Genomic DNA, 12,830 nt, shown 5'->3' on the forward strand with positions numbered 1-12,830 from the left:
AGCAGTATGCCGCTCTTCAAGTTATGGTGTTTCTGGCAAATCAGTTTTGAGCTTTTTCTTTCGTGCAACGCCAGGCTAAAATCCGTGCCAGAGGTTTGGCAGCAAATTTCAGCGTTGCCGTTTATCGCAGCTTTTCTGTTCGTCAGGGCTTCACGTTCTCTGCCATGAACAGAGAAAACATAGTTGGGTGCCGGCCTTCAGGCTCACGAGCGGCGAGTTCGCGCACAACAAGAGCATCCAGCGGACGGCGCTAGACGCGCCGCCCCTGAATTTGGCGTTAGGTGCAAAACCAACATCGAGTTAACATGATCGATTACACATCAATAATATGGAATGCAATATCTTCTTTTTGGTATTTCATTCCCCTTCTGATTCTTGTCGGGATCTTTAAATCACCTTGGTTCAAAGGTTACATTGGAGAGGTGATTGTAAACTTCGCCATAAAGGTTCGACTTGATAAAGATGAATATCATCTCATAAAAAATGTGACGCTTCCTACAGAAGATGGAACAACGCAAATCGATCATATTCTGGTTTCATCCAAAGGAGTTTTTGTTGTTGAAACAAAAAATATGAAGGGTTGGATTTTTGGTTCAGAGAAGCATAGGCAATGGACTCAGAAAATATACAAACACACCAGTAAATTTCAAAACCCATTACACCAGAACTATAAACACACAAAAACCTTGGCTTCTTGTTTAGATATCCCAGAATCCAAAATATTTTCAGTCATAGTTTTTGTCGGAGACAGTGAGTTCAAGACAGAAATGCCTACAAATGTAACCTATGCAGGTGGTCTAATTCATTACATAAATTCCAAGCAAGAGAAAATTCTATCTCTCACAGAAAAAGAGTCAGTTATTCATACCATTGAGTCTGGCCGTCTCAAGCCCTCTATAAAAACTCATAGAGATCATGCTCAGCATGTCAAAGAGATAAAAGCCAAGAAAGCCACAGAGAAAACTTGTCCTAAATGTGGCAGCACAATGGTTCAGAGAGTGTCTAAAAAAGGCCCAAATGCAGGCAACAAGTTTTGGGGTTGTAGCCAATTTCCAAAGTGTCGTGCAATTTGCACCTAACAAGAGCATCCAGCGGACGGCGCTAGACGCGCCGCCGCTTATGCAGGCGTTAGGTGCTACTTCAGTATTTAGAGTACGGCTTGCAAATAGTACTTATTTTTCATATGGTTAAGTTTGAAAGATGTGTCATAAATTAATTATCCTAAAACATATGTTTTATTTTGCTAGTATCATATTAAGAAAAATAAACAAAGGATAATGTAAATGAAAAAATTAATGTTAAACTCGTTGGTAGTATTAACCTTAGGAGTATCTCTCCAAAGCTATGCAAGTTGCACCAGCAATACAATTGGAGGAACTACATTCTATAACTGTGCCGATGGCACAAGTGGTACTTCACAAAATATTGGTGGTACAACTTTCCATAACTTTAATAATGGTATGAGTGGAACCTCACAAAGTATAGGTGGAACCACATTTCATAATTTCAACAATGGCTTGAATGGAACATCTCAGAATATCGGTGGAACTACTTTCCATAATTACAATGACGGCACATCCGGTACTTCTCAATCTATAGGTAGTACTACCTTCCATAACTTTAATGATGGGTCATCCGGCACTACTCAAAGCATTGGTGATACAGACTTTTACAATTTCGGTAATTGATTAAAGTTTCCACTAGTCAAACCATCCAACCTATATTGTGGGCAGAAAGCTCTAAATCTCATTTCAATCAACAACGCACCTAACAAAGCCTTCCAAGCGACCGCACTGACGTGCGGCCCTTGAAGGCGGCGTTAGAAGGCTAAACAATATTGAGGGTATATGGATAGATTTTATGTATTGCTAACACTTTTTAGCCATATGTAGTTACGGCTTCTTTATTCTTAATTTGAAAGGAAGAAGGCAAAATAAAAAACTTGAATTTGCCTTGGAGTTTTTTGAAAACTTCAAAGCATATATGGAAAGTGGTGGTGACGAAGTAAAATATTATACTTGGATGATTCATCGATCAAATAAGATGCAAAATCAGCTTGGTGTTACAGGTATTATTCATAGCTACAAGCCACCATACCAAAATTTTGCATACAAAAATTATACGGTAATTTTGAGTATGTTACCTGATCTTAAGCATGCGCTTGAAGATTATATTCTTAGGGATGGAGTCGCTAATCAATATGCATCAACAATCCAAGATACACTGGTCCGACATATAGGAATAGTGGAAGATCGAATTGACTTAATTGTAAGTGACCTTAAGAATCCACTAAAATGGCTCCATGTAGGTGTCAGTGAAATCGTATCTATTCCTGCCTATATGCTTTCTTCATTAGGCATTCTCAGTGAAACGAATGTCACAAGAATAATTTCTAGCAGTATATTTAAAATATTTTCTGGTCTCATCGCATTATTTGGTTTAGTAAGCTCGGTAATAACAGTGGTGCTAGGCTGGAATCAATTTTTAGATCTCATTAATCGCCTTCTAACAAGTGCATCGTAGGGACTGCCGCTTGCGGCGTCAGCCCCACATGCAAGCGTTGTATGGCTAATCAACATCCGTGTTTAAGATAATCAAGTTAAATCACTTTTCGGGAAGGCTAAGTAATAACTGATCTACGTCGTTAAATATCCGGTTAACATGCGCGTCTAACTGATGAAAATCATCTGAAATTTCAAAAAGAGTAATTATTTTGGTTAGATGCCTTTCTAAATGCTGAAGGCCAGCATCCTTCAAATGCTGGTGATGCTTTCTAGCTCTACCTCCATTTTCATTTTTAGGGTTTAGCTCTCTTAACTTCGTCAATACGCCATTGGGAAGTAGATCATAAACATATTTATTAGTGAGCTTACCTACATAAGCTGGTCGTTTGAGTGACATTGGATCATATTCCCAGCCACATAGTCTAAACAACTCTTGATAAAACTTACGAGGAAAGCGCCTTTGCCATTTTAAGAAATCTTCACTGATATAGGCTGCAAGAACTTTTTGGAGGTGATCTTGTTCACGTTCATATTGGTATCCAGTAGCTTCATCAATAAGAGCTATAACACCAGTTTTTGCTAGTGAACGGATAATAATATCTGCTTGAATTGCTAGATGTAGTTGACCATCCGACAAAGTGCCGGCATCTCTGGCACGCAAATATATTTCACAAATGATGTGTATAACATCTGCATGGTAACCACTAATTTCTCTTCCATTCTTAGCTACATATGTAATAGGAGTGAGCTTTCTAGCTTCATCGTCATGAACATATTGCTCAAGACTTTTTGATGTGAGAATCGGTGATATACCTTGGTGCTTAGAAGCACCCATCTGTTTACGCCCAAATGCCTTAAGAACATTTGTACCATTTACAATCCTGGTCTCATCGTCCAAGACAGCACAATGAATTTCGTTGCCTGCAATGTTGAGAACACCAGTATATTTTGACTTTTTGAGCATATCACATCATCCCGGACTGGATTTTAGAGTAAGCGCCATACAACAAATAGCTCCAGCCGACCGCCTATGGCGTCGGCTGAGCTAAGCGTTAGGCGAAAAAGTGAAGAAGGAGCGAGCAATGGAAATTGCTGAGAAAAATAAAATAAAGACTATTAAAGAAGTAAAAAGGGCAGACCTGCTTGGTATATTTGAAAATAGGAGTTTGTTACTAAATATACCTGATTTTTTTGATGAAAATACATGTTCATCGTTAACGAAAAAAATACATAATAATATGATATTGGGATTTTATGAGAATGCTCCAAAAATAGGCAGAATAGGAAAAGCTTTTTACGAAACAATAGCAAGTAAGAAAACTCAAAATGAATATTTTGAAAGTTCACAACAATGGATTTTTGAGTTAAGAAGGTGCTGTTTTCCTCTTATCAGCCCGATTGATTCATTGAGAGTTTATCTGGATGATATCTGGCCATATGGTTCAACGCTGGCATCAGTTAATGGTAAAAAGATATTCGTGGGTCTAGCTAGGTATTTTACCTCTGAGGCTTCTGCTGAACCACATCAAGACATAATACAGAGAGATGCCCCTGATACAGATATTAGTAAAATCGTCAAACGACAAATAGCTGCTAATGTGTATTTAAATGTTCCTAACCAAGGTGGAGAGCTTGAAATATGGAATTGGGCAGCTAGTGATGAGGAATTTAAAAACCTTAAAGATAAACGCCCTGATTTTTCATATGCGTTTGATCGAAACCTGATCAGATCTTCAGATGTGAAGTTAAAACCAAGTATTGGATCTTTAGTCTTATTTAACTCTAATAATGTTCATGCAGTAACACCATCTTCTGATGATAGGTTGAGTATTTCATGCTTCATAGGCTATTGCGGACAAAATAAACCGCTACTTCTATGGAGTTAGTGAAGGTAGTAAATATGTAATTATCATAATTATAGGTGGCATCATGGAAAAATTATTAATTTTAGTTGGCATCCACTTCTTGGCATTGGCTAGCCCTGGGCCAGATTTTATTGTTGTTTTGAGGTCAAGTCTTTCTGGAAAAATAAATAAAACTATTATGTGTTGTATTGGCATTGCATTAGGGGTTGCAACTCACTTATTAATGGTTTACCTAGGGCTTTCAATTATTTTAAGCCAATCAAAAATCCTATATAGTATCGTAGTTGTCCTTGGCTGTTTATGGCTTATAAAGATGGGGGTTTTAGGAATTAAATCGAATGGCAGTGAATTTGGTGCTCAAACAGCTATTAATTATAGTAACGGGTTAACAGCTTTTAGAGATGGTTATTTAACAAATTTGCTAAACCCAAAAGCATTAGTTTATTTTGTTAGTGTTATTTCGCCCTTGATAAGGCCAGGTGAAGATAATGCCCTATTTTCAATGGTTGGAGTAATTTTTACTTGTATGACCTTTGCTTGGTTTGCATTTTTAGCACTTTCTTTAAATACTAGATCAATAAAAAAAGTGTTTGAGAAATACTCAATTTATATTGATCACTTTTTCTCAGTCATAATATTAATTCTTGCACTTTACATACTTTACACAGAGCTAGTGAAAGTATTTATTTAATTTTCACCTAACAAAAAATTCAGCGGACGCCTACGGCGTCCGCTGAATTTGGCGTTATGTGGCTCATCCTAAACATCAAGATTAAGGTGTGAACGTGTATAAAATTCATGAATGTGATTTTCTTCCGGCAGGTGGGATAAGCATCGTATTTTCAGATTCGATCATTGATAGTGATAAGGCTATATGGAGCTTGCTTATTGAACGGGAAGCTACAGAAGAGGAGTTGGAAGATAATCACTACCTCGAAAATGTTGGTGATACTATTTGGCAAACAGTTTTAGAAATTTATAATTGTCCATTTTGCGGTCAAACCCTTTCCAGTGAGAGGGCTAAAAATGCCGCTGGCAACTTCGCTCATATAGATTCAAGTGGCTGGGACAGCAAGCGCTTGTAAGTTTAGAGGCATATTAATTTTCTCATGAGTCAAGATCAGTTAGAATTCACGCCTCTTCAGGGGCAATACCTATCTTTTATCTATAACTTTACAAAAATCAATGGTATTCCACCTGCTGAGTCTGATTTACAGAAATATTTCAAGGTTACAGCACCTACAGTTCACCAGATGGTTCTAAAGCTGCATAAATTGGGTCTTATCAGTCGACAGCCTCGTCAACCAAGAACCATGAAAATCGAAATTCCAATATATGCCTTGCCATGCCTGGAATAGCCATAAAGTTACACCGCCACATAACAAAAAATTCCAGGGGACAGCACTGGCGTGCCGCCCCTGAATTTGGCGTTATGTGGCTCATCCTAAACATCAAGATTAAGGTGTGAACGTGTATAAAATTCATCCTAAATTAATCAGTTGAAATCAGCACCTTTCTTAAAGTCCATACGAGCGTAGGTTTATAACCATTTTGCACACTCACCCAAAAGGGGTGTTATAAAAATGCGCAAGCCTAACTGTCACAAGGAATAGAAGGAATTTACAAAATTCAACTGCGGAATTTAGGTTCATGAATGTGATTTTCTTCCGGCAGGTGGGATAAGCATCGTATTTTCAGATTCGATCATTGATAGTGATAAGGCTGTATGGAACTTGCTTATTGAACGGGAAGCTACAGAAGAGGAGCGAAAAGGGAAAATAGGAAGGGAAAATAGGACACCCATAAATTTGGCATTGCCGATTAAATTTTTGGGTAATTTTTTGGGTGTCTTGTACTTTTTTATTATCGGGGGGGCGATATCACTCGTCATTCAGCTTTGTTTTAAAGTCCAGCTTGCTATGCTGATTACGTTAGGCTGGCTGCAAAAACTTGAATTTTTCACACATTTTTTCGCACAGTATCTCATTTAGCACCTCGGTGTGACACTTCCATCTAGAGTAGGTCTCCGATAGCATTATCTTCAGAGATAAAAAGTCGTTTATGGAAGAGAGTGTATCAGGCCCAAAAGGTGCTGATAATAAATAATTGTTCATTACCCTAACCTCATCAGGGTCTGGAATAAAGCCCAGCCGAAGGTAAAACCTGAGAGCTTCAGGTTTGGGGTAATTTGCGTAGAGATAATCACCTCCATTTAAACGGATTTCTGTGTTAATGATATAGAGCAGCAGTGATCCCAAAGAAAGACTCTGATACTCTTTCTCTAAATCAATATTATATAAATGATAGACTGATTGCCCTTTCTTATCAGAGTGATAGGGTTTTCCAACAACTCGGACATATCCGGCTAAGACTGAGCCTTCATAAATTCGAAATTTTAAATGATACTCAGCACCCATGCCACAATTCAGGACAGGGTGACGAGCAAGGGTAAAAACTCGGCCTGACAAGTTTTGAAAGCGACACTTGTCATAGAACACTTGATGAGCAAACATCATATTGATTTCCATCCATTTTGAGTTTGATACGGCAGCTACGCCATATATAACTGCAACGACTAACAAACGCCTCTGACTATGCTATTGCTCTGTTGCACTCTCAAACTGAAGAAGAACGGGACACCCAAAAATGTAACCGGCAATGCCAAATTGATGGGTGTCCTACTCTTCTATTCTACTCTTCATTCTACTCTTCTCCCTTCCATTCTAAAGTCATGGGAAGACCGACTTTTCACTTTTAATGAGGCATGACCGCACCAATAAATGTAGTAAGTAGAATAAGCTACATTCGGTGACAGCCATGCCTCTCGAAGAGTTTATCATCAAAACCTTCTGCCTGATCGATGATTTGTTTCAGGAACTGTTTCCTGAGCCTCTGCGTATCAGAGGGTTTCAGCCAAAGCTTAGCGATAGTGAAGTGATCACTATAGAGGTTGTGGGAAGAAGAAAAGGAAGAAGAAAAGGACACCCATCAACTTGCCCACCAATTTGGCATTGCCGGTTAAATTATTGGGTGTCCTATTTCTTTTCCTATTTCCTTTCTATTCCCTGTTTTCGCTGTTTCCTTTATTTTTTTATGGGTGTCCTTTAATATTTTGAACCTCTGCCCCTTAGGGTGGTGAGGATATTAATTGATCATCTTAGAAACTTCATCTAACAATGTATTACAAGCAGTATAATCGTCTTTTCCAACAAAGATCTCACCATGCTCTTCCATGATTATAACGTTCAAGCCATTGGATATTCTTTCAGATAATCTATAGCCAAGCTCTGCTGTGCCGTATTCAATAGGCTCAATCCGGTCATAGCTAATGGCTAGAGGGTTTCTAGTAAACCTAATACTATCATGGGTATGTATTATGCTATTAATTTCTCTATTATTGTTATAAACAATCATAGCCTCAACACTATCAGACGACGGGACATATGAGCCACTATAATAGATTGCATTTTCCCTCTCATTATAGTTATGAATCACACAAATACGATCAAATGATAAATTTTTATCCTTTTGTGTTTTTGTTGCAGTTATATAGATTTTATCATCTTTTTTAATGGAAAAATATCCATCAGTATTTGATCTATGATACATCTGGAATGCGCCGTATAGATGTGATGCTCTTGAAAAAAAATCAGCGACATCTTTTGGAATCTCATTTTTAATACTATATCTTGATAGACATACGGCATGATATTTTATTCTGATAGTATCACATATAATATTGTCAACTATTTTCATAGTTGACGCTGTATAACTTGACTCTAGATGAGTGTCTGGACGCATCAAATTAAAGCAATCTAAGTTACTGTACAAACACTTAGATTTATTTACACATTCTTTAAACTTTAAAGATTCATTATAATCTTTGTAGCTAAATGCAATTGATACTGATTTATAGTCTAATTTTATATTTTTTACTACTTTATCAATCAGTTCGATTGAGAACTTAGACGTAAGCCTTATAATAAAATGAACAATATCTCTAGCATGTAAGTTTTTGAAGTTATTTATTTCGCTAATACTGCTGCCTGTATATAATACAATATCGTATTTATTGGCAGTTTTTCTTGCTTTATTAAACAAATCAACATTATTAAATTCGTCGATTAGTATTACGCTTACATCTTTACCAGATAGCGCTCGTTTATAGTTCATTTTCATTATCAAGCTCCTCACAAATAAATAGCAGCAACGACTGAGTTTGGAAAATAGTTTAATACTGATTCGTCATTTACAACCTCAGATTTCAAGCCATTGATGTTTGCAATAAACTGTATGGTCTCAAAACTATGAATAGATTCCTTCGATACATACTTCAATGATTCTTTTAATTTATTTCCATTATATACATCTATCTCTACAGGCATTGCGACTTGCGAACTCAAATCATCATACAATGGTTTAGAAGAAGGCCATCTACATTTAATGCTCCCGCCCTCAAAGAAGCATTCTCTTTCAATAATTTCAAGATCTAAAAAACCATTATGAGCATTTTTCATTGAATGAAGCTCTATTATCAACACACCACTTCCATTTGGAGAAATTTTAATGCACTCTATTATTAACTCATTCAATTCAGATATTGTTAAATATCCACAAGAATATCTTAATAACAAAAAAGCGTGCACATTATTTACATTTTTAGGCCATGATTTGGCTGGAAGTTTTAAGCAAATATAATCTTCTTCACATGCAAATTCATTAGATATAGCTATCCTCCTCATTTCTTGAGAAAAATCAATTCCTATGCAATTAGCACCGTTATCATTAAATGATTTTATATGTCGTCCAGGACCAGAAAACAAATCAACAACATTTTTACTATCAAGTTTGAAATAATTGATCAACTTTCTAGATTGCTCTGAAAAATCTCTATCATTTGATATTTTATCATAAATCGCAGCATTTTTAGTGTACAGATCATCGATAGATTTCATTTAACAAACCTTCATCTTGTTATTTTTTTCGATAAGAGGAGTAACCGCTAATAAAGATAGAAGCGTTAATAAACTAACTAAAATAAATGCTACAGATGTTCCAAAATTACTGTATAAAGCTGTTATTATAAAGCCACCGAGACTGGCAAGCACTCTTTCACATGTCGAGAAAACAGACAAGCCAAAAATTCTATTATTATTATTCAAAAATGAATTTTTTATCTCTGAAAGAGGTCCATACTCTAGATCACCAAAAATAAACATCAGCAAAGTTGATATAGAGAATAAAAAAATATTTTGATTTGTAATTGCCATAAGGAAAAAGCTAGACGCAAACAACATCCTAAGAACAACAACTTGCTTTAATATTGAATCCACAAAGACATTTAATAATTTTGAAAAATAAATTATAGCCAATCCACTGAGTAAATAAATTGAACCATATATTAATGAATTAATTATTAAAGAGTGATTGATTTCAGAACCTAAAACACTTTCAAAAACAGGCATCCATATTGCCGCATAACCACTATAGATAAACCCAAGAATAGAAAAAAACAAAAGAACCCTGATAAAGTTAACATTAAATATAAAAGAAAAATATTCTTTAAAAGATATGTTGTGGTTATTTTTTTCTTTTTCTAACAAAGAGTTATTAAGTATAAATGATGAAAATACAGAGTATATCACTAACAGTACTGATATTATTATCAGAGTTAACTCATAACTAAACATTGTTGTAAGTATTGAGCTTGTGAGTATACCAAAAAATGTGCATATATTAGATATGCTTCGAACTCTAGAAAATACGTGTGATTGCTTTATGGTAGTCCCTATTCTGTTGCTATTATTGACATACCAACCTTCTAAAACACCAGAAAAAGTTGATATTCCAATCCCCCAAAAAATAAATGATATATACATCAAAGTAACTGTACTACTTTGTGAAAAGAAGTACGCGGAAAGTGCTTCTATCAAAATTCCCCCAATAAATATAGCCTTTTCATTTGTTTTATCGGCCAAGTACCCTAAAGGAGTATCTGAGAGCACTACTGCAAGAGACATCAATGAGTACCCTACCCCTATTTGTATAATAGAAATATCCTCTGATAACAAGAATAGAGTTAAAATTGGAAACTTCATTGTAGTAAAAAGACGATAAGCTCCATAAAGAAAGTAATATAATAAAGTTAACTTTCTATCATTATAAATTGTAAGCATTTAGACATCCTTCATTTCTATTCTATTTTTCATAAAAGATAGATATTTTTTTAATGGAGGAATCTCCAAATCAAAACCATGATCCCCAATATCAATAACTTCATTTTCATACATGACTAAGGTTTCATTGTTAGTACACAAATTTGTCAGTGATGAAGATAAGAATTCGTTATTAAACCCTAAAATCATTTCAAATAAAAGATCCAGATTATCAAGTATTGATTGCTTGCTCATAAAAAGCTTATTCTCTTCAAATCTTTCAAGAAAAACTTTAAAACAATAAACACTGAATAAATCTATATTTGCAAACCAAAGTTCTATTCCTTTTTTAGATATTGAATCTTCACTAATATAGGAAAAGTTCAACTCTGTACTTTTTTTCTCATTCTCATAAGATAATGCTCTCATGATTTCAATAAGAGGTTCAAATTTACTATCAAATGCAAAACCTGTAGTATTTTGTGAGTGGAAATACATTGTCCATTTTGTATATGTATTATCACTAAATGGATATTTTTCCAACTCTTTATTCCCCCAGCTATGCTCTATATTAACTAGTGCAGTTTGCATTCTTATAGATGCTGCATTTTCATGGTTTAGAATATTCTCTAGGGAGTTTAAGTTGTATTTTAATGACTCAATGGTTGTACTTCTATTGAACAAAATTAAGCTTAAAAATATATTTATATTTCTATCAAGCAGTTCGTTTATACACTTCTTTACCAATTTTGAACTGAGTCTTTTCTTGAAAGAATCTAAATCATTTTGAAAAAATGATTCAGCCCCTAAATAAACGTTATACAGCCCTACTTCTTTCAAGAGATTAAAGTTGTCGAATTGCATTAACGTATCTGCTCTAGCATAAAGCATGAAGTTAATACCTTGAAATCTATCTTTTATTTCTCTAAATAGAATGGCTCTCTGCTCATGATGCTTTTTATTTGATCCAAAGAACTCCAGGTCGAAAAAAAAGAATTTTCTCAACCCTTTTTTGTAATAAGTATTTATGTCTTGTAAAATACTTTCATTATCCCTTACTGACCATCTAGATTCAAAAGTATCTTCGTTATTAACAAAACAAAAATCACAGCTATAAGCACATCCTCTAGTTGTTTCTATTGCTGCTGTGAAAAGTTCTTGTTTTTTTTTGCATATAATAGCGTTTTCAAAATAAGGAATATGGCTACAATCAATGGCAAAATCATATTGGATTTTATCTACGCCATCAAACCCTATAACTCTCGCTAATTGTTTTTCATCATGTATTATCAATTTTATATCATTATTTATATATTCTTTAAGCTTTTTCTTTGCTGTTGCAATCTGCCCATATATTATTACTTTTGATTTAGGAAAATTATTCTTTATATTTTCTGCCAATCTTACTGCATAATGAGGTGCAGCTCCCTTTTCTCTAGATACAACTATATATATGTATTCCTCTCCAGCCAGATAATCTTTCTGCTCTAAGTTCGGGTTAAGAACAAAATCTTTTACTGTGTATTTGAATAAATTGTATTTACTAAGATGATTTTCTAAAAAACCAATAAATGAGCTAATTATTGGCTCCTCTTGTGTCGATACAGCATTGTATTTATCTGCTATTGGCGGTCTTATAAAAATTATTTCTTTCATATTGTAGTAATATTTATTATCAATACATTTTCTTCTTACAATTTTCAGGAAAAAATTATAACAATTTTTTATATGCTGCTATTTTACGACAGATCACGTCTACTATTTATATTTTCCATAAAATTGACCTCTTCATTTACAGATACTTACAGTATTAGGCACGAGAATACCTAATACCGCCTACTGTATAGAAAATATATATTATCCTTCCACACCTTGGAAAGTAATAAATGATCTACGAAGAGAAGTATTCTTTTTCGCTTTAACCCTATTTTTTGAGAAAAACAACTTCATTTTCAGGTTAGCTTCTTTTTTCATATTATTACCTCATTTTTTTATTACGCTTTACATTTAAAATCTTGTAAAGGTGGGAAGACTTTACACGATAAGTGACGTACTGTCAAGATGTCATCTGGTTAATTTTATTCCCCTGGTTAGTTTGCGGAGAAAGAAAGAAGAAAGAAAAGGACACCCATAAGCTTTGTGATACGATGATGCTTAGTAAACCTGTCTGTGAGCATTGTGTGGATAGCTTTCCTGTGGCAGAGGCTTGCCAAATTGATGGGTGTCTTACTCTTTCTCTTTCCTCTTTTACTACTCTTTCCCTATTGTTTTCCTACTCTTTCCCAACTGGTGCCGGACGGAGTACT

13 protein-coding genes are annotated in these 12,830 nt (G+C 34.9%); 7 read left to right on the forward strand and 6 right to left on the reverse strand.

What is annotated here, in order from left to right; genetic code table 11:
* Positions 1-305: 305 nt before the first annotated feature.
* From V4C51_RS04285 to V4C51_RS04295, 3 genes are all read left to right on the forward strand, one after another.
* Positions 306-1,079, forward strand: a complete 774-nt coding sequence (locus tag V4C51_RS04285) for a nuclease-related domain-containing protein (RefSeq protein WP_330924895.1) — start codon at positions 306-308, stop codon at positions 1,077-1,079.
* 204 nt (positions 1,080-1,283) lie between these two features.
* Positions 1,284-1,688 (forward strand): hypothetical protein, encoded by a 405-nt coding sequence (locus V4C51_RS04290; RefSeq protein WP_330924896.1) that lies wholly within the window; start codon positions 1,284-1,286, stop codon positions 1,686-1,688.
* A gap of 226 nt (positions 1,689-1,914) precedes the next feature.
* Positions 1,915-2,523, forward strand: coding sequence for a hypothetical protein (locus tag V4C51_RS04295; RefSeq protein ID WP_330924897.1), 609 nt, complete (start codon positions 1,915-1,917; stop codon positions 2,521-2,523).
* Between the two features lie 81 nt (positions 2,524-2,604).
* Here V4C51_RS04295 and V4C51_RS04300 read toward each other — a convergent pair whose 3' ends face one another.
* Positions 2,605-3,468, reverse strand: coding sequence for a P63C domain-containing protein (locus V4C51_RS04300; protein ID WP_330924898.1), 864 nt, complete (start codon positions 3,466-3,468; stop codon positions 2,605-2,607).
* Positions 3,469-3,586: 118 nt separating this feature from the next.
* On the opposite strand from V4C51_RS04300, the gene V4C51_RS04305 reads away from it, so the two are divergent.
* From V4C51_RS04305 to V4C51_RS17865, 4 genes are all read left to right on the forward strand, one after another.
* Positions 3,587-4,390, forward strand: coding sequence for a 2OG-Fe(II) oxygenase (locus tag V4C51_RS04305; protein WP_330924899.1), 804 nt, complete (start codon positions 3,587-3,589; stop codon positions 4,388-4,390).
* Between the two features lie 43 nt (positions 4,391-4,433).
* The gene (locus tag V4C51_RS04310) at positions 4,434-5,060 is read left to right on the forward strand and encodes a LysE family translocator (protein WP_330924900.1); all 627 of its coding nucleotides are present in this window, start codon (positions 4,434-4,436) and stop codon (positions 5,058-5,060) included.
* 94 nt (positions 5,061-5,154) lie between these two features.
* Positions 5,155-5,454, forward strand: coding sequence for a hypothetical protein (locus V4C51_RS04315; protein WP_330924901.1), 300 nt, complete (start codon positions 5,155-5,157; stop codon positions 5,452-5,454).
* Between the two features lie 24 nt (positions 5,455-5,478).
* Complete coding sequence (locus V4C51_RS17865) at positions 5,479-5,727, forward strand: helix-turn-helix domain-containing protein (RefSeq protein WP_420797630.1); 249 nt, start codon at positions 5,479-5,481, stop codon at positions 5,725-5,727.
* Between the two features lie 573 nt (positions 5,728-6,300).
* On the opposite strand, the gene V4C51_RS04320 is transcribed toward V4C51_RS17865, so the two are convergent.
* The 5 genes from V4C51_RS04320 to V4C51_RS04340 all read right to left on the reverse strand — a co-directional run bounded on the left by V4C51_RS04320 (position 6,301) and on the right by V4C51_RS04340 (position 12,180).
* Positions 6,301-6,885, reverse strand: coding sequence for a hypothetical protein (locus V4C51_RS04320; protein ID WP_330924902.1), 585 nt, complete (start codon positions 6,883-6,885; stop codon positions 6,301-6,303).
* Positions 6,886-7,513: 628 nt separating this feature from the next.
* Positions 7,514-8,548 carry a class II aldolase/adducin family protein gene (locus V4C51_RS04325; RefSeq protein ID WP_330924903.1) on the reverse strand — a complete coding sequence of 345 codons (1,035 nt, stop codon included), beginning with the start codon at positions 8,546-8,548 and terminating at the stop codon, positions 7,514-7,516.
* Positions 8,549-8,559: 11 nt separating this feature from the next.
* On the reverse strand, positions 8,560-9,324 hold the full coding sequence (locus tag V4C51_RS04330) for a class I SAM-dependent methyltransferase (protein WP_330924904.1): 765 nt from the start codon (positions 9,322-9,324) through the stop codon (positions 8,560-8,562).
* Positions 9,325-10,545, reverse strand: a complete 1,221-nt coding sequence (locus tag V4C51_RS04335) for an MFS transporter (RefSeq protein WP_330924905.1) — start codon at positions 10,543-10,545, stop codon at positions 9,325-9,327.
* A complete protein-coding gene (locus V4C51_RS04340) occupies positions 10,546-12,180 on the reverse strand; it encodes a radical SAM protein (RefSeq protein WP_330924906.1) in 1,635 nt (544 codons plus the stop codon).
* Positions 12,181-12,830: the final 650 nt, after the last annotated feature.

Origin of the sequence: Candidatus Sororendozoicomonas aggregata, from assembly GCF_031528575.1 — a bacterium.
GTDB classification, from domain to species: domain Bacteria; phylum Pseudomonadota; class Gammaproteobacteria; order Pseudomonadales; family Endozoicomonadaceae; genus Endonucleibacter; species Endonucleibacter aggregata.